The 23575-nt window shown below is 49.5% G+C and carries 20 protein-coding genes; 11 read left to right on the forward strand and 9 right to left on the reverse strand.

The window, feature by feature from the left end:
- Window positions 1–267 precede the first annotated feature (267 nt).
- Complete coding sequence (locus tag BOO20_RS04535; protein WP_076790921.1) at window positions 268–2493, forward strand: NADP-dependent isocitrate dehydrogenase; 2226 nt, start codon at window positions 268–270, stop codon at window positions 2491–2493.
- A gap of 61 nt (window positions 2494–2554) precedes the next feature.
- Here the strand turns inward: BOO20_RS04535 and BOO20_RS04540 are convergent, their stop codons facing one another.
- A complete protein-coding gene (locus tag BOO20_RS04540) occupies window positions 2555–3163 on the reverse strand; it encodes a murein L,D-transpeptidase catalytic domain family protein (protein WP_144277114.1) in 609 nt (202 codons plus the stop codon).
- A gap of 249 nt (window positions 3164–3412) precedes the next feature.
- Here BOO20_RS04540 and BOO20_RS04545 point away from each other — a divergent pair, with 249 nt between their 5' ends.
- The 5 genes from BOO20_RS04545 to cysK all read left to right on the forward strand — a co-directional run bounded on the left by BOO20_RS04545 (window position 3413) and on the right by cysK (window position 8100).
- Window positions 3413–4360, forward strand: a complete 948-nt coding sequence (locus tag BOO20_RS04545; RefSeq protein ID WP_083694545.1) for an ABC transporter substrate-binding protein — start codon at window positions 3413–3415, stop codon at window positions 4358–4360.
- Between the two features lie 84 nt (window positions 4361–4444).
- Window positions 4445–5368 (forward strand): hypothetical protein, encoded by a 924-nt coding sequence (locus BOO20_RS04550; RefSeq protein WP_144277115.1) that lies wholly within the window; start codon window positions 4445–4447, stop codon window positions 5366–5368.
- Between the two features lie 45 nt (window positions 5369–5413).
- A complete protein-coding gene (locus BOO20_RS04555) occupies window positions 5414–6247 on the forward strand; it encodes an ABC transporter permease (protein ID WP_083694547.1) in 834 nt (277 codons plus the stop codon).
- The gene (locus tag BOO20_RS04560; RefSeq protein ID WP_076790971.1) at window positions 6244–7116 is read left to right on the forward strand and encodes an ABC transporter ATP-binding protein; all 873 of its coding nucleotides are present in this window, start codon (window positions 6244–6246) and stop codon (window positions 7114–7116) included. The genes BOO20_RS04555 and BOO20_RS04560 overlap by 4 nt, the downstream gene beginning before the upstream one ends.
- 27 nt (window positions 7117–7143) lie before the next feature.
- Window positions 7144–8100 (forward strand): cysteine synthase A, encoded by a 957-nt coding sequence (cysK, locus tag BOO20_RS04565; protein ID WP_076790928.1) that lies wholly within the window; start codon window positions 7144–7146, stop codon window positions 8098–8100.
- A gap of 15 nt (window positions 8101–8115) precedes the next feature.
- Here cysK and BOO20_RS04570 read toward each other — a convergent pair whose 3' ends face one another.
- Window positions 8116–9000 (reverse strand): pirin family protein, encoded by an 885-nt coding sequence (locus tag BOO20_RS04570; protein WP_076790929.1) that lies wholly within the window; start codon window positions 8998–9000, stop codon window positions 8116–8118.
- 164 nt (window positions 9001–9164) lie between these two features.
- On the opposite strand from BOO20_RS04570, the gene BOO20_RS04575 reads away from it, so the two are divergent.
- On the forward strand, window positions 9165–9992 hold the full coding sequence (locus BOO20_RS04575; RefSeq protein ID WP_076790931.1) for a TIGR00282 family metallophosphoesterase: 828 nt from the start codon (window positions 9165–9167) through the stop codon (window positions 9990–9992).
- A 156-nt stretch (window positions 9993–10148) separates the two neighbouring features.
- Here BOO20_RS04575 and fbp read toward each other — a convergent pair whose 3' ends face one another.
- Window positions 10149–11150 carry a class 1 fructose-bisphosphatase gene (fbp, locus tag BOO20_RS04580; RefSeq protein WP_076790932.1) on the reverse strand — a complete coding sequence of 334 codons (1002 nt, stop codon included), beginning with the start codon at window positions 11148–11150 and terminating at the stop codon, window positions 10149–10151.
- 185 nt (window positions 11151–11335) lie between these two features.
- Between fbp and recJ the strand changes: the two genes are divergently transcribed.
- Complete coding sequence (recJ, locus tag BOO20_RS04585; RefSeq protein WP_076790933.1) at window positions 11336–13054, forward strand: single-stranded-DNA-specific exonuclease RecJ; 1719 nt, start codon at window positions 11336–11338, stop codon at window positions 13052–13054.
- Between the two features lie 195 nt (window positions 13055–13249).
- Here recJ and BOO20_RS04590 read toward each other — a convergent pair whose 3' ends face one another.
- The 4 genes from BOO20_RS04590 to BOO20_RS04605 are packed head-to-tail and all read right to left on the reverse strand — an operon-like array spanning window position 13250 to window position 17220.
- Window positions 13250–14143 (reverse strand): lysylphosphatidylglycerol synthase transmembrane domain-containing protein, encoded by an 894-nt coding sequence (locus BOO20_RS04590; RefSeq protein WP_076790935.1) that lies wholly within the window; start codon window positions 14141–14143, stop codon window positions 13250–13252.
- A complete protein-coding gene (locus BOO20_RS04595) occupies window positions 14130–15062 on the reverse strand; it encodes a glycosyltransferase family 2 protein (protein ID WP_076790937.1) in 933 nt (310 codons plus the stop codon). Before BOO20_RS04595 ends, BOO20_RS04590 begins: the two co-directional genes overlap by 14 nt.
- A gap of 12 nt (window positions 15063–15074) precedes the next feature.
- Complete coding sequence (locus BOO20_RS04600; RefSeq protein WP_076790939.1) at window positions 15075–16622, reverse strand: glycosyltransferase family 39 protein; 1548 nt, start codon at window positions 16620–16622, stop codon at window positions 15075–15077.
- The gene (locus tag BOO20_RS04605) at window positions 16597–17220 is read right to left on the reverse strand and encodes a phosphatase PAP2 family protein (protein WP_076790972.1); all 624 of its coding nucleotides are present in this window, start codon (window positions 17218–17220) and stop codon (window positions 16597–16599) included. The genes BOO20_RS04600 and BOO20_RS04605 overlap by 26 nt, the downstream gene beginning before the upstream one ends.
- 162 nt (window positions 17221–17382) lie before the next feature.
- Between BOO20_RS04605 and BOO20_RS04610 the strand changes: the two genes are divergently transcribed.
- The 3 genes from BOO20_RS04610 (at window position 17383) to BOO20_RS04620 (ending at window position 19927) form a co-directional block, all read left to right on the forward strand.
- A complete protein-coding gene (locus BOO20_RS04610) occupies window positions 17383–18315 on the forward strand; it encodes a cation diffusion facilitator family transporter (RefSeq protein WP_076790941.1) in 933 nt (310 codons plus the stop codon).
- Between the two features lie 354 nt (window positions 18316–18669).
- Entirely contained in the window at window positions 18670–19191 is a 522-nt protein-coding gene (locus BOO20_RS04615; RefSeq protein ID WP_076790943.1) for a lipocalin family protein, read from the forward strand.
- A gap of 445 nt (window positions 19192–19636) precedes the next feature.
- Window positions 19637–19927 (forward strand): putative quinol monooxygenase, encoded by a 291-nt coding sequence (locus BOO20_RS04620; RefSeq protein ID WP_006365236.1) that lies wholly within the window; start codon window positions 19637–19639, stop codon window positions 19925–19927.
- Window positions 19928–20027: 100 nt separating this feature from the next.
- Here BOO20_RS04620 and cydC read toward each other — a convergent pair whose 3' ends face one another.
- Window positions 20028–21749 carry a thiol reductant ABC exporter subunit CydC gene (gene cydC / locus BOO20_RS04625; RefSeq protein ID WP_076790944.1) on the reverse strand — a complete coding sequence of 574 codons (1722 nt, stop codon included), beginning with the start codon at window positions 21747–21749 and terminating at the stop codon, window positions 20028–20030.
- Window positions 21746–23485, reverse strand: coding sequence for a thiol reductant ABC exporter subunit CydD (gene cydD / locus BOO20_RS04630; protein ID WP_076790946.1), 1740 nt, complete (start codon window positions 23483–23485; stop codon window positions 21746–21748). The genes cydC and cydD overlap by 4 nt, the downstream gene beginning before the upstream one ends.
- Window positions 23486–23575 lie beyond the last annotated feature (90 nt).

Below are 23575 nucleotides of genomic sequence, written 5' to 3' on the forward strand. Positions count from 1 at the left end.
GCCGACATTACCGTATTTACAGTACAGCTTACAAGGGAAATCGGGATATTTCCGGTTTAAATCAGGATTACGCTCCTCTACCTGACCGGCACCCGGCAATCAAGCCGGTATCTCAAGCTGTGTCATGTTTCTCTTTTCGGAGCTTACACAAGTAAACATTGTTGCATTCGCCTTTTCCGGTTTCTGTCCGGTTCGGGTCGATTGTTATGGTTTTTTTCTCAATTATCCTTAATCAACTCTCTTCAAATACTTAAAACGACAACCGAGATGGCAAAAACAACAAAAATTATTTACACCAAAATTGATGAGGCTCCGGCTCTTGCGACCTACTCCCTTCTTCCAATCATCAAGGCATTTGCCAAGGGTACAGGTGTAGACGTTGAAGCCAAAGACATCTCTCTTGCCGGAAGGATTCTTGCAAACTTCCCTGACAATCTCACTCCTGACCAGAAAATTCCGGATTATCTTGCCGAACTGGGTGAACTTGCACTGGCGCCTGAGGCCAACATTATCAAGCTGCCGAATATCAGCGCATCAATTCCCCAGTTGAAAGCTGCAATCAAGGAGCTTCAGAGCCAGGGTTACAATGTTCCCGATTATCCTGAAGCACCTGCAAATGTCGGCGAGAAAGAGATTCAGGCCCGCTATGCCAAGGTGCTTGGAAGCGCAGTGAACCCGGTACTTCGCGAAGGAAACTCTGACCGACGTGCTCCGCTTTCAGTCAAGGAGTATGCCAAAAAGAATCCGCATAAAATGGGAGCATGGAGCAGTGATTCCAAATCACATGTTGCCTGCATGAGTGCCGGTGATTTCTATGGCAGCGAGAAGTCCGTTACAATGGAGAAGGCAGACAATGTCAGGATAGAGTTTGTCGGCGCTGACGGCAAGGTTACGGTTCTCAAAGAGAGCACACCGCTGCTTGCCGGTGAGATCATTGATGCCTCGGTTATGAATGTCCGCTCACTTCGCGCTTTTTATGCCGATCAGATTGCCGATGCAAAACAGAAAGGTATTCTTCTGTCGCTGCATCTGAAAGCCACCATGATGAAGGTTTCGGATCCGGTCATGTTCGGCCATGCCGTAACGGTGTTCTACAAGGATGTTTTTGACAAGCATGCCGCCGTTATCAAGGAGCTCGGTGTAAATGTCAATAATGGACTTGGCGATCTCTATGCCAAGATCCAGAAGCTTCCTGACACACAGAGAGCAGAGATCGAAGCGGACATACAGGCTGTGTATGCCACCCGCCCTGCACTGGCGATGGTTGATTCAGATAAAGGTATTACCAATCTTCATGTACCCAATGACATCATTGTCGATGCATCCATGCCGGTTGTTGTGCGTGACTCTGGCAAGATGTGGGGACCTGATGGTAAGCTGCACGATACCAAGGCGATGATTCCTGACCGTTGTTATGCAACCATGTACCAGGCGATTATCGAAGATTGTAAAAAACACGGTGCATTTAATCCCTCCACCATCGGCAGTGTTCCGAATGTCGGTCTTATGGCCCAGCAGGCAGAGGAGTACGGTTCTCATAATAAAACGTTTATGGCTCCTGCAGAAGGAACGATCAGGGTTGTCAACGCCTCAGGCGCGACCGTACTTGAGCAGAAGGTTGAAACAGGCGACATTTTCAGAATGTGCCAGGCAAAGGATGCTCCGGTTCGTGACTGGGTAAAACTTGCAGTCAACCGGGCAAGGATCACCGGAGCGCCTGCTCTTTTCTGGCTCGACAGCAAGCGTGCTCATAATGCAGAGATCATTAAAAAGGTTACAAAATATCTCAAGGAGCACGATACGACCGGTCTTGATATCCGTATTCTTACCCCTGTTGAAGCCATGGGCGTCTCTCTTGAGCGTATCAGGGCAGGAAAGGATACCATCTCGGTTACCGGCAACGTCCTTCGCGACTACCTTACCGACCTCTTCCCGATTATCGAACTCGGTACCAGTGCAAAGATGCTCTCGGTTGTTCCGCTTATGAATGGTGGCGGACTGTTCGAGACCGGCGCCGGTGGTTCTGCCCCGAAGCATGTTCAGCAGTTCCAGAAAGAGGGTTACCTCAGATGGGATTCGCTTGGCGAATTCTCAGCCCTTGCCGCTTCGCTTGAGCACCTTGCCCAGGCATTCAGCAATGACAAAGCGCAGGTTCTGGCTGAAACGCTTGATCAGGCAATCGGAAAGTTCCTCGATAACGACAAGTCACCTGCCCGCAAGGTCGGCCAGATCGATAACCGGGGCAGCCACTTCTACCTTGCGCTCTACTGGGCAGAGGCTCTTGCCGCACAGAAGAAGGATGCTGAGCTTCAGGCCCGTTTTGCAAAGGCCGCAGCACAGCTTTCCGGCAGTGAGGCAAAAATCAATGAGGAGCTGATTGCAGCACAGGGTAGCCCGGTCGATATGGGCGGCTACTACCATGTGGATGACGCAAAGACCGAAAAAGCGATGCGTCCGAGCGCAACGCTGAACGCGATCATTGACGCACTTTGATGCATTGAGTTGTTTCTTCAGTCATAAAGCAGAAAGCCCGGTTTTTCCGGGCTTTCTGCTTTTATTCTCTTTTCCGCTCTTCTCTCCATGCATAAATAAACCCGTCATCAGAGAGCTTTTCGGCTACCTCGTCAATATCTCCGCTTGCAACCACAAAGCAGCCGTTGCTCCGGCCGATTCTCGGGCCGTTGAAGGTCAGAAGGTTTTCAATGATGGTGAACAAAGAGACATAACCGGCCGAGTGCAGCACAATATCGCGCATGAATGCATTGCCGTTCATGGTGCTGTCAAGCCCATCAAGACGGAGCGCCTTCCCATGATCTCCGCTGTATGTTTCAAGAGCCCTGAACAGTCCGAGACTGCTCATATTTGACTCCGGAGTGTCGGAAAACCTGAGAGCGTAGAGCTCTCCGGAGTTTTTTCCGTGTGCCACCCGGTAAAACGATTGCTTGCCGGTTTTCAGCTCAACAAGAGCCATCCGTTTCAGGTAAGAGGGCTTCGAGTAATCGACCACAGCAAGATAACGGGGGTTCTCTTCAGGATGGAGTGACCGGTATGATTGCAGAGCACGAAGGGCTGCCCGATAAGCCTGCGGTGACACCTTTTCCGGAAGGACAAGCGCTCCCGCGAAGAGGATGAAGAGCAGTGCGACTGCGATTAATCCTCTCATGACTCTTTTTGGCATGTGAGTATCGGTTTTACATTCAAATCCGGCTCTCCGGAGTGCATCTCAGCCCTATATGATCATTGGTAAACGTGGATATAGCGTGTTTATCTCCTTGCGGTATTTCGAATACCGCATTTGCGGTACGAGTCATAACGTAAAGATGCGATTGCCTGTGCAGTGAATATTAACAAACTTCACAACAGAAGTTAATTGGGTTTATGGAGTTTTTTATAACAAAACAGAAGATGATCCATGCAAATGAAAAAAAGCCTTAAAAGACCTGCTGCATTGTTATTGGGCCTGTTGTCGTTGATAGCCAGCCAGCAGGCTGCGATCAGTGCACCGGCAAAAATAGTTGTGGCGGATGCGAAAACAACCCATCACCTCAACCTCTATGTGGCTCAGGAGTTGGGGATTTTCAAAAAGCACAAGCTGGACGTCTCCATCGTGCCGGTTGCTGATCTGGCAGCCGCAAGAGATCTTGTGGTATCCGGACAGGCTGATGTTTTCTGGTCATGCCCGACAGTTGCTATTGCTGCTATTGCCAATGGTGCGCCGATCAAGATCATCTCCCAGGTGAAGAAGCCCTGCACCTCGGTACTGCTTGTGCCAAAGGATTCTCCGATTACCCGTCTTTCAGATCTGAAGGGCAAGAATATTGCCGGTATTTCACCTACATGCGAATCGGTCATTGCATTGACGGTTGCGGCAAGAAAAAACGGTGGCCAGTTCAATCTTCAGAAACTGGCCGGAGGCCCGGCACTTGCAGCACTTGAAGCAAGGCAGGTTGATGGTGCCATTCTTGAAGAACCACAGGCCAGTATTGCGGAGTTGAAAGGGTACAAGGTGCTCTTCAAGGATGCGGCTGAAAACATTCCATGCCGTACAATCAATGCCCGGAATACCTTTCTGAAAAGCAATGCAAAAGAGCTTAAAACCTTTATCAGGGCGATAGGGGAAGCCAATGCACTTATTCTGTCAAATCCTGTTGCTCCGAATATTGTCGATATAGCGGTGAAATACACCGGTGCACCTGTTGAGGCTATAAAGTATGGAAACCACAGACTGAAATTCCGCACCACTATCGATCAGCCCGGTCTGTTTCTGCTCGGCAATGAACTGATCGAGCTTCAGAATATCCGGGAAAATCCGGGAAATCGCCTCTATGCAGAAGAGTTCCGCGGCATTACCTGGAGGTAGTTGCAGATAATGGTTTTTTTGAATCTCAGCCCTGCCGGGCCATGAATTCCGGCGGGGCTTTTTTTAACTGAAACAAGAGTGATTGTGGTAAACTCTAAAGAGCAGAACAGTTTAAGCCGATGGGCTTTACCGTTATCAGTGGTAACATTGTTGCTGGTTATTCTTTGTGTCGTTTTTGCTTTTCAATCAACACGGAAACTCTTTTCCCCGAAAGCCATTATTGGCCATAACGGCAGCCCGCTGCTTGCGTTTTTATATGCAGCAGATGAAGGGGATGAAGGCAGGGAAGCGTTTACAGCGGCAAAGTTCAACTCTTCGGCTGATGTAGGCTATGCCTTGCTCTCTGGAACTATCCATGCCGGTTTTATTGAGCCGGAAAAAGCTCTTGAGCTTTCCCGATTAAGCGGCTTTGACAACCTTGTAGTGTTGGGAAAAGTAACCTTTCCCTATGGTGTTACCGTCATTACGAAAAAAGGATCATCTCTCAGGTTGCAGGATATAAACGGACATCATATTGGTGTGCCATCTGATAATCCTGCTTTGCTGGAAGAGTTCACGACGGCTGTCAGCAAGTATCCGGTTCAACTGAAGCAGGTCAATTATCAATTTTTACCATCGGACGCAATCATTCCGGCCCTTGATGCGGGAAAGATTCACGGCGCAATTGTCAAAGGATCAAAATCAGTGATTGCCATAAGTGATGGACACAATATTCTTTTTCAGAAATGGGACATGGAGCCCGGTAACGAGTGCTGCCCGCCCGTTATTGATCAGCTTGAGTTTGTTTTGCTTGCGCAGAAAAAAGAACAGACCCGCAATCGTGCGCTTGTGGAGATTTTAACCGGATCGGCGGCATTGAACCCTTCCGTATTAAGAGCGGCGCTTTCGAGAGCAGAACATGTTCCTGAAACGCTCTTTGCTGATCTTCCCCTTGCCTCTTTTGAGTTGGCTGACAATCAATTGCTGTCACTTTTTTCGCAGCATTCAGGGACTGATCACCATAAATAGAGGTGCCTTTACCGTCAGCCATCAATAAATTACAGATGAATTATCATGCAGGTTGAGCAGCAATATGGATCAAAAGGGTTTGGCCGACTGACAAGAGGGGCGGGGCTTTTTTTGAGAAACTCGTTCGGAAGTCTCTTTTCCCGTGAGTTCATCAAAGTGCTCATTCCGCTGCTTCTCCTCTGGGAGGTGATTCCGCGGTTTGATATCCTTCCGCGCACTCTGGCGCCTACCCTGAGCGATGTGGCTCTTGCATTCCGGGATATGGTGATCAACAAGGGTTTGTTGCTCCACATTCTCTACAGTCTCGGCAAATTTCTTGCCGGTCTTTTGATTGCTGTGTTTACTGCTATTCCGATAGGGATATTCATGGGGTGGAATCTTCCCATACGCAAGCACACTCTGCCTTTGTTTCAGATTCTTGCCCCAATACCGCCCCCTGCCTGGGTTCCGCTCACCATTATTATTTTTGGCATCGGTCTTCCCATGCAGATCTACCTGATATTTCTCGGGGCATTTTATCCGATTCTCTTCAATACCTATCAGGCAATAAAGGATACGGATCCCCGTTATCTCTCTTCGGCAAGGGTTTTCGGAGCAAGTGAGTTGACGCTTATCTGCAATATCTATTTCTGGAATGCACTCGGAGCCATCATCATGAGCGTAAAAACCGGCGTAGCCATAGCTCTTGTGATGCTTGTTATTGCTGAAATGTATGGTGGAAGGAGTGGTATCGGTTATTTGCTGGTGGAGGCAAAAGATTTTTTCCAGATACCTGCCATGGTGGTCTGTATGCTGGTGCTTGGAATGATCGGCTGGTTTTCAATTGAAATCTTAAAATTCGCAGAGTTGAAACTCGCGTTATGGAAGGTGGGGAGATGATAGAAGCACGACGTATCAGCAAGTTTTTTTCAATCGTGAACAAAGAGGGCATTGCCGAGGGGCTCACCGCCTGTTTGTCGGTTACGCTCTCTATTGAGAAAGGGAAAATTATTACCCTGCTTGGACCTTCCGGGTGCGGAAAATCTACATTTCTTGAAATATTGGCCGGATTGCAGGCCCCGTCTGAAGGGGAGGTTTTCATTGATGGGGTTCGGGTTCTTGAGCCCCTGCCGTCGACTCGTGCAGAGATGGATGCTTACCGGAAAAGATACCGTTTTCTCTCTCCGCTTGCCAATGACCTCTTTCGGGATCGGCCCAAGCACGATATTGCCATGATCTTTCAGGATTATGCGGTCTTTCCATGGATGACAGTGTTGCAGAATGTAACCTTCACGCTCAAATTGCGAGGATTGCGCCGTGCAGAGAGGGAGAAACAGGCGCTTTTTTATCTCAACAAGGTTGGTCTTGGCGCTTCGTTACATAAATATCCTTCGCAGCTTTCTGGCGGCATGCGGCAGCGCCTTGCTTTTGCCCGCGCTCTTTCGGTTGAGCCGAAGGCGATTTTGATGGATGAGCCATTTGCTGCTGTTGACCTGCTGACAAGGGAGCGTTTGCAGGATGATCTGCTGAAACTCCTGGACTCTTCAGGCATTACCATCGTTATCGTTACACACGATGTTGCTGAAGCGGCCTATCTTTCGGACGAGATTATCATATTTTCTCCTTCACCCGGTACGATAAGAAACCGGTTCACTATTGATGTGCCAAGGCCGCGCAGGCGCGATCATCCTGAGTTGGCCGATATCCAGGAGCGTATCAGCCGACTCCTGAAATATGATATCGATAACGAAAGCGAGTATTCGATTTAATAAACCAGGAATCAGAACAGTAACAATATGTCAGAATCAAATCGGTTCAGAGGTAAAATATACGATACCATTACATCCGCAGTCGGCAATACACCTCTTGTTCGTCTCGGAAAAATTTCCGATGGATTGCCGGGGATAATTCTCGGGAAAGTCGAGTCATTCAATCCCCTGAACAGTGTGAAATGCCGTATCGGTATTGCCATGATTCGTGAGGCTGAATGGTCCGGAAAACTGAAACCCGGCGGAACGATCATTGAACCGACCTCCGGCAATACGGGTATCGGTCTGGCATTTGCCGCTGCCGAACGGAACTACCGTCTGATCCTGACGATGCCGGAGACGATGTCAATTGAGCGGCGTAAGCTCATTAAAATGCTGGGGGCTGAACTGGTGCTGACTCCCGGAACCGAGGGGATGAATGGAGCAGTCAATAAAGCAAAGGAGTTACAGCGGCAGATAGCGGGAAGTTACATCCCGCTGCAGTTCGAGAATCCGGCGAATCCCCAGGTGCACCGCGAGACAACGGCAGAGGAGATATGGGCGGATACGGCAGGTGATGTCGATTTTCTCGTTTCGGGAGTGGGTACCGGAGGAACAATTACGGGTGTTGCGGAAATCATAAAGGCACGCAAGCCGGGTTTCAAAGCTATTGCTGTTGAACCTGATGCTTCCCCTGTTCTTTCCGGCGGCAGGCCGGGCCCTCACCGGATACAGGGGATTGGGGCGGGTTTCATTCCGAAAGTGCTGAATCGTAACATTATTGACGAGATTGTCAGGGTGACCAATGAAGCTGCATTTGAGACAGCCCAAACGGTAAGCCGCAAGGAGGGGATACTGGTAGGTATCTCATCGGGTGCGGCTGTGTGGGCGGCTATTCAGATTGCCCGAAGAGAAGAGAACCGGGGAAAAAAAATTGTTACGATTCTTCCGGATTCAGGGGAGCGCTATCTTTCGACTCAGTTATCCGACATAGAGAGTTTTTAGAGTCTCCTTTATCGCTTACGTTGTCATGTGTTTCAGGAATGTTCCGTTCTGATACTCTTCGAAAGCCTGACGGAGTTCGGTATCGGTGTTCATCACGATGGGGCCGTACCAGGCAACTGGCTCGTTGAGCGGTTTGCCCGAGATGAGCAGAAATCGTACAGGCTCCGCTTCTGTTGTAACGGTAACGGTGTCGCCATCGCTGAACTGTATCAGTGTTTCATTTCCGGAAAGCTCTCCGGCTCCAGGAGATAACGACTCCTCCTGATGACCGAAAACACCTTTTCCTGCAATTATATAGGCAAAAGCGGTGTGACCTTTGATCACGGGATGGCTGTATGATGTGCCTGCCGGAATGGTGATGTCGAGATACTCCGGATCAATGGCAATGTCTCTGACCGGCCCTGCTGTGTTGCCTATTCGGCCACAGATGATACTGATCTCCACACCGTTATCAAGAACTACTCTCGGAATATCTTCTGCAGTGATGTCGCGGTATCGCGGCGGACTCATTTTCTGCGATGCGGGAAGGTTTGCCCAGAGCTGAAAACCTCCCATACGTCCGCTCGCTTCTCCAAAGGGCATCTCCTGATGGATGATGCCGCTTCCGGCAGTCATCCATTGCACCGATCCGGCAGTGATCACCCCCCGGTTGCCCATGCTGTCGCCATGCTCCACATTGCCTTCAAGCACATAGGTTATGGTTTCAATACCCCGGTGCGGGTGCCACGGAAACCCTTTCAGATAGTCTGCCGGATTATCAGAGCGGAAATCATCAAGCAGCAGAAACGGGTCGAAGAGCGGTGCTTCGTTGAAACCGAATGCCCGTTTCAGATGGACACCGGCACCTTCGGTAACAGGTTTGCTTTTAAAAACCTTGTGAATCTTTCTCGAAGTAGTCATGGTTAACTGTTGGAATTATCAGACGGACTTTATATCTGAACCTCCAGAAGGAGCTAACAAGTTCACTCTTGCGGAGGGCAGTCAAATAAGATTGTTCAATTTGGGGCGTAATGAGTAAATTCAGCACAGTCAGCTTTAGCAATAGAATATGAACAGTATCAGGTATGGCACAGAAAACGGTGAAGGTGATGTTTATCGGCGATGTTGTCGGTACTCCGGGATTGAAGATGGTTGATTTATGGCTGAAGAACTTCATCAAAAAGCATGATGTCGATTTTGTGGTCTGTAACGGCGAGAATGCCCATCATGGCAAGGGGATGAGCCTTGAGGCGCTTAATCAACTGATTGCGGCAGGCGTTAACGTTGTGACGGGTGGCAACCATACCTGGAGCAACTTCAACTTTTTCGACACCCTTAAAACGCACCCACAGGTTCTGCGCCCGCTGAACTACCCGAAAGGTACCTACGGCAAGGGCTACGGTGTTTTCAAGCTGCCGGACGGGCTTGGCGACATTGCCGTTGTTAACCTGCAGGGCAGAACCTTTATGTACTCGATCGACTGCCCGTTCCGGACTGCTGACTGGGTGCTGAAGCAGATCAAGGAGCAGCACAAGGATAAAGTCCGTTTTATTTTTGTTGACATCCATGCGGAGGCTACGGCTGAAAAAATAGCGCTCGGATGGTATCTTGACGGCCGGGTTTCAGCAGTCATCGGTACCCACACCCATGTGCAGACGGCTGATGAGCGCATTCTTCCGAAAGGGACCGGATACTGTTCCGATGCGGGCATGACCGGGCCGCACAACTCGGTTATCGGCATGCAGATAAAATCTGCTACCGACAGGATGCTCTATCAGACTCCGCACAAGTACGAGTGCGCCGAAGATGATGTCCATTTTGCTGCAGTGCTGCTCTCGCTTGACCACTCAACCGGCAAAACCGTCGGCATCGAGCGGATATTTTATCCCGAGTACGACCGCGGTGTGGTGTAGGAAATATCGATGGTTATCAACAAAAAAGTCCTCGCAAGAGGACTTTTTTGTTTTCATGTATGTTGATTCCGAATTGAGCCGGGTCTGTGATCTCGAACGCAAGAGAGAGATCTCTCCTTTCAGTCGAGATGACATAATGCGCAATCCATAATCGATTTACCTCAATCCCTGCTCGAACTCCTCGGCAACAATAACATCCTCTTCACTGCCGATATAGAGCGGAGTGCGCTGATGGAGTGAGGTCGGCTGAATGTCAAGAATACGGTTTCTGCCGTCAGTTGCCCGTCCTCCGGCCTGCTCGCAGATAAAGGCAAGGGGATTGGCTTCATACATAAGCCTCAGCTTTCCGCTGCGATGTTTTGTTGTTGGCGGATAGACGAAGACTCCTCCGGTCAGCAGGTTGCGGTGGAAGTCCGCTACGAGCGAACCGATGTAGCGGGTGCTGTATGGACGATTGGTTGCAGGATCCTCCTCCTTGATGTAGTCGAGGTATTTTTTTGTACCATCGTTGAACTGTGCGTAGGAGCCTTCATTGATGGAGTAGTATTTGCCGCTCTTCGGTGTGATGATGTTTTCGTGTGAAAGGAGGAACTCTCCGATTGTCGGGTCGTAGGTAAAGCCGTGAACACCGTGGCCGGTAGTGTAGACCATGACCACAGAAGAGCCGTAGATAACGTAACCGGCTGCAACCTGCTCATATCCATGCTGCAGACAGTCGTTGATGCTTGCCTTGCAGGGGTCATCCCCTTTGAGCCGATAGATGGAGAAGATGGTGCCGACACTGACATTGACATCAATATTTGAGGAGCCGTCGAGCGGATCGAAGAGAAGAGCATAGCTCCCGGTCTCGTTTTTCGGCGGGATAATGATTCCTTCGTTCTCCTCAGAGCCCATGACGGCAAACCGGCCGTGCTGACCGATGGCGGAGATGATTTTTTCATTGGCGAACAAGTCAAGTTTTTTGACCTCTTCACCCTGAACATTGGTGCTTCCTGCAAACCCGAGAATATCGACCAGTCCGGCACGGACAACCTCTCTTCGTACCAGTTTTGCTGCAAAGGCGACATCCGTAAGCAGGTCGGTAAGTTCGCCGTGTGCTTCGGGGAAGTACTTCTGCTGTTCGAGGATATGGCGTTCAATGGTAATCAAATTGCTCATGCTCACTCATCCTGATGGTTAGGTGGTAGGGGATTAATCAGCGACATTTAAACCTTAAATGTAGAAATTTCAGTCTCGCTTTCAAATAGAGAGTAAAATTGCCCGTTGAGCCGTTTTTGTAAAGAAATGCCGAAGTGTTATATACCTTGACACTTTTTCAAAGCAAGCACTCTCATCCCTGTTTCATGAAACGATATCGATGGAATTTACTTGCTCCTGATGATGAGACTGTTCAGGCTCTAACTGAAGCGATAAATGTCAGTCAGCCTGTTGCAAGAGCCTTATGCAATCGTGGTGTCACGACGTTTGATGCTGCCAGGGATTATTTCCGGTCATCAATCGAGCATATCCCCTCTCCCTTTCTCATGCAGCAGATGCAGCGGGCGGTTGATCGTGTGCTTCAAGCGGTCAGGATGCATGAGAAAATTATGATCTATGGCGATTATGACGTTGACGGTACAACCGGAACAGCGATGCTTTTTCTCTTTCTCAAAGAGCAGGGTGCCGAGGTCTCCTGGTACATTAATGACCGGTTTACGGAGGGGTACGGTTTATCTGACGAAGGTATTGATACGGCTCTCGGGCGGCAGGTTTTGCTGGTCATTACGGTTGATTGCGGTATACGTGCTAACGGGGAGATCAAGCGGTGCGGTGAGCTTGGTATTGATGTCATAGTCTGTGATCATCATGAGCCTGATGAACTGCCGCCAGCCTACGCAATTCTGAATCCGAAGGTCCCGGGTTCGACCTATCCATTCCGCGAGCTATGCGGTTGTGGTGTTGCATTCAAGCTTATTCAGGCTATAGCCGGGAATTCAGGGGCGGATGATGAAAGCTGGCAGAAATATCTTGATTTTGTTGCGATAGCTACTGCGGCTGATATGGTTGCACTGGAACAGGAAAATCGAACCCTGGTTCGTGAGGGATTGAAAAGAATGCGGGTAAAACCGAGAGGCACGTTCAAGGCTCTGTTTTCTCTCATGAAGGTCGCTTCTTCAGAGCTCGGCATGTTTCATATTGCATTCGGTATTGCTCCCCGTATCAATGCTGCCGGCAGGATGGGTTCAGCACATCTTGCCATGGAGTGGCTTGTTTCGGAATCAATGGATGACTCGGTCCGCCATGCCGGGGAACTTGATCGCATGAATGCTCTTCGCCGGGAGATTGACAGTGACATCATGATCAAGGCGGAAAAGATGGTTGAAAGCCATTTTGCATCATATTGTTCTTCAATTGTGCTCTATGATGAGTCATGGCATCTTGGGGTCCTTGGTATTGTGGCATCCAAGATGCTTGAAAAACACTATCTCCCGACCGTAATTCTCGGCAGCATGAATGGACTCATAAAGGGGTCGGTCAGAAGTATTGAGGGATTTAATATCTATGAGGCACTGCAGGAGTGCAGTGCGTATCTCGAACAGTTTGGAGGCCATCATCAGGCTGCGGGAGTTATTCTTCGCCCTGAAAATCTTGCCGGATTCCGTAAAAAGTTCAATGAGGTCTGCGCTGCGCGTCTCTCCCTTGAGCAGCAGCAGAAAGCGCTTGCTGTCGATGCACAGCTTCCTCTTGAGGAGATCACGCCGAACTTCATCAATGTACTTGCCCAGTTTGCACCTTTAGGCTATGGAAACAGGGAGCCGCTCTTTATGTCCCGTGAACTTCAGCTTTTCGGTACTCCAAGGCTGCTCAGCAAGAGGCATGTGAAGTTTAGTGTCAGGGATAGCGGCGGAAGGATTTTTGAGGTTATCGGCTTTGATCGTCCGGATATCTATACCGATCTCAGCGCCCGCTCCCGTCCGGTATTTGTTATGATCTATTCGGTGGAAAAAAGGGTGTGGAATAACCGGGAGCAGATCCAGATAAGGCTGCGGGATCTTGAGTTGTGCAACAAACTGAAGAGCTGAAGGGCACCTCTATTGATTTGTTCCGAAACCCGATTACTGCGTTGGGCGGTGCTCTAAATCCTCATGTACTACGTATACATTCCGGTTTCTGCGCTCCGTCCGCCTTGTTCTCGGGATTCTCACTGGACAATTAATAGAGGTGCCCGGAATTTGTTTTTGACTATAGCGGTACTCTGCTGTTTCTGTTTTAGCCGGTCACTTTTCCATCTGATCAGGCACACTTTTTTCATGCCTGATTCTGCCGAGGATTCCCGCAAGCGATGAGATTGCCGAGATGGCAAAGAAAATGAGCGACAGGGCAATGCCGCTGTCTGTGGCAAGATGTATGGCATTGAGCATGTAGTAGAAGGTTATTTCACGTGCTCCGGCGCCTCCGATGGTGATCGGCAGAATGGTTGCTACAGCCGAAATAAGAAAGATGGCCAGGTAGTCGATAATGTTTGCGTTTTGCGAGATCGCCTTGAGAATGAAATATGCCGATACAATCTGGGTAACCTGGACCAGCATCGACTCTATGGCGGTGATGGTGAATACCGGGAGAAACTGTTTATAGAAGAGTCTGTTCAGTAGGAGTGACAGCGGATAGATTCCTGCAAGCACGGCCCATGCCCATGGGATCATCTCCGGAAATTGTGCGGCATAACTGCTGGGAAGCAGCAGCGCAATCGAGAGAAAAACAAGGGCGACCATTCCGCAGATCCGGTCCCACAGCACGGCGTGAAAGACATTGATTGTTTTAAGGCCGTGATTTTTTTTCAGTACAAAAATTTTGTAGCCGTCCCCTCCTATACCTCCCGGAAGAAAAAGATTATAGAACATGCCAAGATAGTAGAGCTTGAGGTTGTAGATGAAGGAGAGCTCAAGATCAATAGCTTTGAAAAAGCGGTTCAGGCGTATAGCGTTGAATATCTTGGAGATATTGAAGAAAAGCAGGGAGAGCAGAAGATACCACGGGTTTGCACTGCGGATAATATCGGCCAGTTTTGCTATATCGGTCTTTTTCAGCACCAGATAGAGGGCCAGAGAGGTAAAAAGAAGCTGAACAAGTGGTTTGAGCAGCTTTTTCAGCCGGGCGTTACTGTTTGCCAATGATCTTTTTGATGATATAGGGTTTCTTGTTCTGCGACTCGTAATAGGTACGCATGATGAACTCTGCTATAAACCCGGTCGTAATAAGCTGAATGCCGATAAAGGTCATGATGATGCCGAGCGAGAGCAGCGGGCGGCCCCCGATCTTCTCGCCCATGATTTTCACAAAGAGCAGGTAGAGGTTCAGAGCCAGACCGATAAACAGTGAAGAAAACCCGAGCGTACCGAACAGGTGCATCGGCTTCTGGCTGTATTTCTGAAAGAAGACCATAAAGAGCAGGTCGCTCATCACCTTGAAGGTGCGGCCGATTCCGTATTTGGATTTGCCGAACTGCCGTGCATGGTGACGGACATCAACTTCCGCCATTTTGGCACCATAGAGCTGTACCAGTACCGGAATAAACCGGTGCAGCTCGCCGTAAAGGCCGAGATTTTTTGCAACATCCTTTTTGAACACCTTCAGGGTGCATCCATAGTCCCGGATGTGTACATCGGTGAGTGTCCGGATGAGAGCATTGGCTATCTTGCTGGGGATTTTCCGCAGTATCATGCCATCCTGCCTTCCTGCGCGCCTTCCTGCAACAACATCGAGATCGTTGTCAAAAAGGTAGCGCATCATCATCGGAATGTCCGAAGGGTCGTTCTGCAGGTCACCGTCAAGGGTGGCAATCAAGTCCCCTTTTGCATGATCAATACCGGCAGCCATGGCTGTTGTCTGGCCATAATTTTTGTTCAGTACAACGAGTTGCAGGTTAGAGGGGGCATTTGCCTGGATTTCAGCTACTGTTCCATCGGTAGAACCATCATCAACCAGAACGATCTCGTGATCGATGCCGGCAAGCGATGAAGCAAGAGCAGCAAACAGCGGTTTGATGTTCTCAACCTCATTCATGACCGGGATGACGACAGAGAGCTTCATGATTATCCGGGTTTATTGCTTTATTTTCACCAGCACAATGCCGCGTTTGCTGTAGAGTATGGCAGGAGTGTCGAGTGTGGCAAGTTGCTTGACTGTTGTCAGGGCAATCTCTCCCGGAAGCGGCTCCCGTCTTTCAGCAAAAGATTCAGAATATACGAAAAAAGAGGGGTAATAGACTTCCCACATCACGATTTTATACCCCGCTGTCCTGGCGAGCAGAGCGGCCTCCTTTACCGGTTCCTGGAGGAGTTTTCCTGCAATCGGCATCAGATGGATGTTGATGATGAGTGCAAAAATCACTCCCGTAGCAATCAGTTTGTCCGCAACAGAAAACCGGGAAAGACACTCTATGGCAAGGATCCCGAGAAGTGATGCAATGATTACAAGGATGTGTGACGTTCCGGTGAGCGTAATTCCCTCGGCAAACAGAGTCAGCAGATAGAGGTCATCGGTATAGCTCATGGCTGTTCGGGCAATAACAGGAAGGAGTGCAAGCAGGATGAGGAGCATCAGCGGCCAGAGGGCAAGAAGCCGGGGGTGGCGGCTCAGAGGCAGAGCCCTCGCCATGAGTATGAAGAGCGGTGTATAGCCGTAAATGACGTAGTGAGGAAGTTTTGTGCCGGAGAGCGAGAAAAAGATAAAGACAAAACCGAACCAGATCAGCAGAAAGCGGTTTTCACGTTCCGCAAAGAGTTTTTTCAGGTTGAACAGCACGGTAAAGAGAAGTCCGGTAAAGGGCATCAAACCGATGATGAGTACCGGAAAATAGTAGAAGAGGGAGCCCGAGTGGCCCTCGAATGAGGTGTTGAAGCGGCTGATATTGTGTTTGAAGAAAAAGCCTTCAATAAAGGCCATTCCCTGTTCGCGGTATTCAAGCAGATACCAGGGGAGAGCAATACAAAGAAAGATGATGATGCCCCAGGGAGAAAACGTGGCGCGCACCAATCTTTTCAACTCTCCTTCAACGAGTGAGAAGATAAAAAAAACGGACACCGGTATGATGACGGCAATCGGTCCCTTGGTGAGCATGCCCAACCCTGCCAGAGCAAATGCAAGGTAGAGCGCCCGCTTTGAGCCTGTTTCAAAATGACGGAAGAGGGCAAACATGGTTATGGCAAGCAGGGCGTTCAGGAGTGCATCGGCTATGGCGGCCTTGGCGATGACGTTTACCTGGAGCGAGAGCACCATCATTGCAGCAGCAAGGAAGGCCTGCCGGTTGCCGGATACTTTGCGTACAACAACAAAAATTGAAGCTGCCCAGGCGGTTCCGGCCAGTGCAGAGGGGAGGCGGAATGCAAACTCGTTCACTCCGAACATGTTGACCGATAAAAGCTGGAGCCAGTAGATGAGTATGGGCTTATCAAAACGGGGAGCGCCGTTCAGCCATGTGGTCAGATAGTTCTTGCTCACCATCATCTCACGGGTTGCTTCGCTGAAAGCCCCTTCATCGACGTCAAAAAGCGGTGAAGATCCAAGGCCTGCAAAGAAACTGACCGCAACAAGAAGTCCGAGCAGTGCCAGAAAACGGGTGGTTTCAGATTTCGGAAGATTCAACTGCATTGAGTCTCGTTTTGAAATATCGGTTATAGAGCAGAACTGTGGATGCGATGCCGAGGAATGAACCGGCAAGGACATCGCTGATGTAGTGTTTGGTCAGCACGATTCTGCTGCATGCGATCAGGATGGCGGCAGAAAAAAAGAGCATCCGCCATCGGGGGTAATACACTGAGAGGACAATTGCCGCGCTGAAAGCGGTTGCCGAATGTCCGGATGGAAACGAGGTCCACTCGGCTTCTGTATGGAAAAAGTCAAAGAGATAGAGTTTGTCACTGAACCAGAGTTTGGGGCGCGCCCGCCCGGCTATAAATTTGATGATGTCAGCCGCTATCCCCGACACGGCAACCGCGGTGAAGAGAAAAAGTCCCTGACGTGCAACGAACGGATTTTTTTTTCTAAGAGCAATAAAAAGCAGGAAACCGGGAACAAGATACCATTGCGATTCACCGAAGAGCGTTATGAAGCTGAAGAGTTGGAAAACCGGGCTCTCTTTCAGTGCATTAAGCCAGACGGCCGCAGGAATATCGGCAACCGTGAAGCTTGCTATGCAGAGCAGGAGTACAAAACAGAAAGAGAGCGTCCATCGGAGATAGGTGTTCATGAACAGTTGATACATTTTTTTGCCGAATTAAACGCTTGCAGTTGAAAATACATTAAATTTCTTCCTCGTACACATCTGTCAATATGCAGAGCATTCTGAATGGTAAAATGATGATGAGACGGGCAAATACCATAACCTGTAAACGGGTTCAGCGAGGATTTTATGAGCAGTAAACCTTCAGGAGAAGAGCTTCATGACCACCATGACCATCATCACCACCATCATCATCATGCATCAGGAAACATCAGGACGGCTTTTTTTCTGAACCTCGGGTTTACCGTTGTCGAAATTGTCGGCGGAATCCTGACCGGCAGCACGGCAATTCTTGCTGATGCGGTGCATGACCTTGGCGACTCCATTGCTCTTGGTCAGGCATGGTATTTTGAGAAAATATCCGACGCATCAAGCAGCTCCCGATACTCCTATGGATACAAGCGGTTTTCGCTTCTTGGCGCACTGATCAGTACGGTGGTCCTGCTCACCAGTTCTCTCTTTGTGCTTTCGCGGGCCATCCCCAGGATTTTTGAGCCCCATCACCCCGATGCAGGAGGGATGATCATCCTTGCCATTGCCGGGGTTGCTGTTAACGGCCTTGCCATGGCAAGGCTCTCCAAAGAGAAAGGGATGAATGCCCGGGTTGTTGCGCTGCATCTGCTCGAAGATGTGCTCGGATGGGTGGCGGTGCTTGTTGTGGCTGTTATTCTGCTCTTCTGGGATGTTCCGGTGCTTGACCCGATACTTGCCATCCTCATTACCCTCTATATTCTCGGCGGAGTTATCAAAAATCTCAGGGCAATGGTGCCGGTTTTTCTTCAGGCAGTGCCCGATGAGCAGGATCTTGAGGCAATCACCCGTGAAATTGAAGAGTTGCAACATATCCATGCCGTACACCATGCCCATATCTGGTCTCTGGACGGAGTGCATACGGTCTTTACCGCTCACCTTGAAGTTGCTACCATGCTTGACGCTGAAAGCTATATACAGCTCAAGGAGCGTATCAGAACGCTGGTTGAACGCCATGGTCTTTACCATTCAACCGTTGAGGTAGAGTATCCCGGAGAGGCTTGCCGCAACACCCTTACCGGAAGTCACTAAAAATCTGTTACACGATTTGATTGCATCGTTGGGCGGTAGTCGAAATCCTCATGTACTTTGTGTACACTCCGGTTTCTCCGCTGCCTTGCTCTCAAACCGCTCACGACGATTTTTAAAGATGCTTTTCTTAACAACGTAGCACTGAAATTCTGCTCTTTTTCTTTGTCATCCCGATGACGACCTGTCGGCAGAGGGATCTCTTGCTTGACTCGAAAGTCTTAAATTTCTCATCCCGAAAGTTTCCTCTCTTTCGTTCGGGAGGGATACGAAATGACACCAAGGCAACTCTCTGGTGTTGCTATCGGTTATTACTTTTAATCTTGTGCCGAAACAGCTATAACCGGAGCTACGTTTATGAAAAAACTCTTTTTGCTTGGATTTCTGTTGCTTGCCGGATGTACCGGTGTACCGCAGGGGATTACCGTTGTCGATAATTTCGCACTGGATCGTTATCTGGGCAAGTGGTACGAAATTGCCAGAATTGACAACCGGTTTGAGAAGGGAATTGAGCAGGCTACGGCTGTTTACTCGCTGGCGGAAGATGGCAGCGTCAAAGTTTTGAACAGCGGTTACAAGGTAAAAAAACGTCAGTGGAAAACTATTGAAGGCCGCGGCGTTTTTATTGATGATACTACCAAAGGGGCTTTGAAGGTCTCCTTTTTCGGCCCTTTTTATGCGAGTTACAATGTTATAGCGCTTGACAGGACAAACTACTCCTGGTCAGTTGTGTGCGGCAGTAACCGGTCGTACTTCTGGATCCTTTCCAGAACACCTCTGATGGAGAGGGAGCTTCTCGAAGAGCTTGTAGGGAAGGCTGGTTCTATGGGGTTTGATACGACGAAGATTCACACAGTTACACAGCAGCAGACCGAGTGATCCGTTTATGACTGCATTCAGGATACGATAGCGATGGCAGGTCTGTAGCGAGAGGTTGTGACGTAGCCTTAAAAAGTATTGCAATTTGAGTTTTGGGCACTTTCAGCTTTTTCGTTTATTCAGTAGAACAGCAAGAGCAACTCCTCCGGCAAAAAGATACCATCCGATAACGATCTGAATGTCATGAGGGATAGACTCAGGTATTGTAATTGCCATGTTTATCTGCTTTCTCTTGGTTTGTTACTGTAAAAAAGGGTGGTTTTTGCGGGGGCATTCTTAGAAAATAACCGTATTTATGTCGATGATAAAGTACGTTATTTTTTATGTATTCCAAACCGGCTGTGTTTCGAAAAACGTATTGTTTTTCCGGCCATTTTCTGCTGTTTGTTCAGAAGTTCCGTAATCAGATTGGAAGAGTAAAAATATTCAAATAAAGGGGTACCGAATGTCAAACCTGACACTTGTAGCAAAAGTAGTGGCAAAAAATGAGTCTGTTGAACTGGTCAAAAGTGAGCTGCTTAAACTTGTAGCTCTTGCCAGAGAGGAGGAGGGGTGCATAAAGTACTTCTGTCACGAAGACAACAGTGATCCGGCGGTATTTATCTTTTATGAAATATGGGAGAGCCCTGCTCTGCTTGAAAAGCATATGAACACCGAGGGTTTCAAAGCCTACCAAAAAGCTGTTGATGGTCATATAGCCGAGAAGGTTTTCAATAAACTGACCCTGCTCGCATAATGGGGAGGGGCAGTGCAATTTATAGTGGTATAGCGTAAGGCAAGTTCATCGATTTACTTTTTTCCGGAGCGTTCAGCGTTTCGATGATGTATTGGCTTTTTTATGCAATATCCGCAGAATGCTGAAGCTTCCACATTCTGCGGTAAAGCCCTTCTGTGCTCATGAGATTCTCATGAACTCCCTGTGCCACAATTTTTCCTTTATCAAGTACGATGATGTTGTCGTACTGATCCATGGCCTTCAGTCTGTGGGTGATGGTGATCATGGTTTTGCCTCTGCTGATGGAGGAAAGGGTATCAGTAACCTCTTTTTCAGTGATACCGTCCAGGTTGGCAGTTGCTTCATCAAGAATGATCATCGGAGCATTTTGCAGCACAATACGTGCAATGGCGATGCGCTGGCGTTCGCCTCCACTGAGTTTCATGCCGTGCTGTCCGATCCATTCGTCAAGTTTGGATGCAAAGTTGATGAGACCCGCCTGGGATAGGGCTTTGCGCAGCTCTTCGTCAGTTGCATCGGGTTTTGCGAGCAGAAGGTTTTCCCTGATGGTTTCAGCGAAGAGGTAGGTTCGCTGTGATACGAGTGAGATATTTCGACGCAACTCCTCCGGGTCAAGGAGGCTGATGTCAACATCACCGATAGCGATACATCCTTCTGAACTGTTCCAGAATCGCATGAAGAGGGAGGTGATGGTTGATTTACCTGCACCGCTTGGCCCGACAATGGCAATTTGCTGACCTGCCGGAACAGAGAAGGATATCGCATCGAGCGCTTTCGTGAGGCTTCCCGGATAGGTGAAGCTGAGTTTTTCGATTTTGATGGCACGGTTTGCAGGGAAAGGTACCGGCGCTGCAGGGCTTGAGGTTTCAGGCTTGGCATCAAGTATTTCAAAAAGGCGATCTCCAGCATGCCTGTCGGCTTCAAGGTGTTTTACTGCTGCCGGAAGAGGGATAAACGGCTCAAAAGAGGCCATGACCGCAAGCGTTATGACTGCAAGTGAGATGCTGTTCATGGCTCCGGTCGAGACTGTCGGTATGAGTGCCCAGAGTATCGTGAGTACCGCGCCATTCATCAGCAGACCGGTAAGTGACTCCTGCAAGCCTTCAATAATGGCGTTTTTTCTCTGGAGCCGGAGTTTGGCTGATTCGACAGAGCGCATCTCCTCAAGATGCCCGGCAAGTCTGCCGTATACCTGAAGCTCCCCGATCCCCTGAAAGAGATCAAGCGCAAGGAGTTGCTGATCGGTCTTCCGGTGCATGATGCCGACTGAGAGGCCGCGGCCGAGCAGCATGGCAAGCAGTGGGACGCCGATACCGGCCAGCAGGTGAAAGCAGAGGATAAGGAGTGCCGCCTGAAGAGAGTAGGTTCCTGCAAGCACCCACATGAGCAGCGCGACCAGAATAGCGGTGACCGGGGGAGCCAGAACCCGTGTGTAGAGGTTCTCAAGGCTCTGGATATCATCAACAATCCGCTGAAGCAGATCACCGCTTCTGAAGTGCAGGAGTCGGGCTGGTGCAAGAGGTTCAAGGGCATCATAGAACCAGAGGCGGAGTTTTGCCAGTATCCTGAAGGTTGTGTTATGGGAAACGAGCCGTTCGGCGTAGCGCAGCACTCCGCGGGCAAGGCCGAAAAACCTTACGCCGACAATGCCGAGCTGAAGGGCGGCCATCGGAGGCTGCAGTGCTGCCTTTGCGATGATGTAGGCAGAGGTCATCAGAAGGCCGATACCGCTTCCGGTTGTGGCAAAGCCAATCAGGGCGGCAAGTGCCATCCACCAGAAGTATGGTCTGACGATAGCGGTCAGTCGAATAAACGTTTTCATACGCACTCCTCCTGCTGCAACTTCAGGGCATCACGGTAGAATCCGCCGGCTTCGATCAGCTCATCATGTGTTCCTTTTCCGGTAATCCGCCCGTTGCTGACAACAATGATCTGTTCTGCTCTCATGATGGTTTCAAGCCGGTGGGCAATAACTAAGGTTGTACGCCCTTTCATGAGTTCCAGGATTGAGCTGCGCAGTGAGGCTTCGAGTTCCGGATCGGTATGCGATGTTGGTTCATCGAGTACCAGAAGGGGGGCGTTTTTAAGAAATGCCCTTGCGAGAGCGACCCTTTGGGCCTCTCCTCCGCTCAGTCGGGAGCCCTGTTCGCCAATCATGGTTTCAAGTCCTTTCGGCAGTGTCCGGACAAAGCTCGAAAGACCGGTTTTTTCAAGGGTGTCGGAGATCTCTTTTTCAGATGCATCCGCTCTGCCAAGGAGAATATTCTCTTTCAGTGTGGCATTGAAGAGGTATGGGTGCTGCGGTACCCAGGAGATCTCCCTGTGCCACTCTTCAAGAGGAATTTCATGAATCGGTCGCCCGTTCATGGTTATGCTGCCTGAGGCGGGTTCCTGGAAGCGGAGAAGGAGATTGATCAGGGTGCTTTTTCCTGCACCACTCGGCCCGATGATTGCCGTGGTTTTTCCGGCAGTAATTGTTGCGGTAATGTTGTCGATAGCGGCAACTTCAGAGCCGGGATAGCTGTAGCTCAGATTGTTCAGGATGAGAGGGTACCTGACAAATGGTTCGGCTTGTATTGCAGGCACACCAGGGCTGTGGAGCGGGGCTGGTTGTTCAAGAATGGCAAAAATCTCTTTTGAGGCACTGACACCCTCCATTCCGGCATGGAATTTGGTGCCGAGCTGGCGAAGGGGCAGATAAAAGTCAGGGGTAAGCAGCAGAACGAAAAGCGCAGGCTGAAAGCCGATCTGGCCTTTCATGATACGCAACCCTATCCCGACAGCAATAACGGCGGTACCAATGGTGCCGACCAGCTCAAGCGTCAGGGATGAGAGAAATGCAACTTTCAATACCCGCATGGTTGCCTGGCGGAAGTTCTCTCCGGACTCTTCAATGGATTTTCGCTGCTCCCTGCTCTGTGCAAAGAGCTTGAGTGTTGGCAGACCTTGCAGAACATCAAGAAAGTAGCCGCTCATCCTGCTCATGGTTTTCCACTGCTTTTCAGTCATGGCACTGGCTGATTTTCCGATCAGGATCATGAAGAGGGGAATGAGCGGCGCTGTTGCAAGGAGGATAACCCCTGAAATCCAGTCGTCAGGAAAGATGGCGGCAACGATAAGCAGAGGTGTGAAGAGAGCAAAAAAGATCTGAGGAATATACTGGCTGTAATAGGCATCGAGCGCTTCGACACCTTTGAGCAGTGTTGTACTGAGCTTTCCGCTTTGCACCGAACGGGTGTAGATCGGTCCGAGAAGCCCCACTTTTTCAGTCAGGAGAGTGAAGAGTTTTTTCCGGATAGTCAGGGTGCCCCGGTTGGCTTCGGTGTGTGAACTCCAGTTGAAGCACATGCGGAGGATGCTGAAGAGTCCGAAAAAACCGAACAGAGGGATGAGGTTGTTTATTGCACTTTTCTGTATAAACGCGCCATCGATGATTTTGCTCAGATAAAACGCCTGGGCGATCAGCATTCCGGACGCGATAGATCCTGAAATAATTGACAGAATAAACGGCGCTCGTTCTTCTTTTATGAGTTGAAAAAGTCGCCGGTCAATGTTCATGGTTCATGCTCTTGTTCAGTGTCAAAATCGCACTAAGTCTACATAATAAAAAAGTTCGATGCAACCGGTTCACTCCTTTGAGAGCAGGTT

Origin of the sequence: Chlorobium sp. KB01 (genome assembly GCF_001975465.1) — a bacterium.
GTDB lineage: Bacteria > Bacteroidota > Chlorobiia > Chlorobiales > Chlorobiaceae > Chlorobium.

Bases quoted from the DNA above. Each gene is read 5' to 3' on its own strand.
- cysK (WP_076790928.1), top strand. From the start codon at position 7,144: ATGTCAGAATCAAATCGGTTCAGAGGTAAAATATACGATACCATTACA.
- BOO20_RS04560 (WP_076790971.1), top strand. From the start codon at position 6,244: ATGATAGAAGCACGACGTATCAGCAAGTTTTTTTCAATCGTGAACAAA.
- BOO20_RS04570 (WP_076790929.1), bottom strand. From the start codon at position 9,000: ATGACTACTTCGAGAAAGATTCACAAGGTTTTTAAAAGCAAACCTGTT.
- BOO20_RS04605 (WP_076790972.1), bottom strand. From the start codon at position 17,220: ATGAACACCTATCTCCGATGGACGCTCTCTTTCTGTTTTGTACTCCTG.
- BOO20_RS04535 (WP_076790921.1), top strand. From the start codon at position 268: ATGGCAAAAACAACAAAAATTATTTACACCAAAATTGATGAGGCTCCG.
- cydD (WP_076790946.1), bottom strand. From the start codon at position 23,485: ATGAACATTGACCGGCGACTTTTTCAACTCATAAAAGAAGAACGAGCG.
- BOO20_RS04575 (WP_076790931.1), top strand. From the start codon at position 9,165: ATGGCACAGAAAACGGTGAAGGTGATGTTTATCGGCGATGTTGTCGGT.
- BOO20_RS04595 (WP_076790937.1), bottom strand. From the start codon at position 15,062: ATGAAGCTCTCTGTCGTCATCCCGGTCATGAATGAGGTTGAGAACATC.
- BOO20_RS04600 (WP_076790939.1), bottom strand. From the start codon at position 16,622: ATGCAGTTGAATCTTCCGAAATCTGAAACCACCCGTTTTCTGGCACTG.
- BOO20_RS04615 (WP_076790943.1), top strand. From the start codon at position 18,670: ATGAAAAAACTCTTTTTGCTTGGATTTCTGTTGCTTGCCGGATGTACC.
- recJ (WP_076790933.1), top strand. From the start codon at position 11,336: ATGAAACGATATCGATGGAATTTACTTGCTCCTGATGATGAGACTGTT.
- BOO20_RS04545 (WP_083694545.1), top strand. From the start codon at position 3,413: ATGCAAATGAAAAAAAGCCTTAAAAGACCTGCTGCATTGTTATTGGGC.
- BOO20_RS04610 (WP_076790941.1), top strand. From the start codon at position 17,383: ATGAGCAGTAAACCTTCAGGAGAAGAGCTTCATGACCACCATGACCAT.
- cydC (WP_076790944.1), bottom strand. From the start codon at position 21,749: ATGAAAACGTTTATTCGACTGACCGCTATCGTCAGACCATACTTCTGG.
- BOO20_RS04555 (WP_083694547.1), top strand. From the start codon at position 5,414: ATGCAGGTTGAGCAGCAATATGGATCAAAAGGGTTTGGCCGACTGACA.
- BOO20_RS04620 (WP_006365236.1), top strand. From the start codon at position 19,637: ATGTCAAACCTGACACTTGTAGCAAAAGTAGTGGCAAAAAATGAGTCT.
- fbp (WP_076790932.1), bottom strand. From the start codon at position 11,150: ATGAGCAATTTGATTACCATTGAACGCCATATCCTCGAACAGCAGAAG.
- BOO20_RS04540 (WP_144277114.1), bottom strand. From the start codon at position 3,163: ATGAGAGGATTAATCGCAGTCGCACTGCTCTTCATCCTCTTCGCGGGA.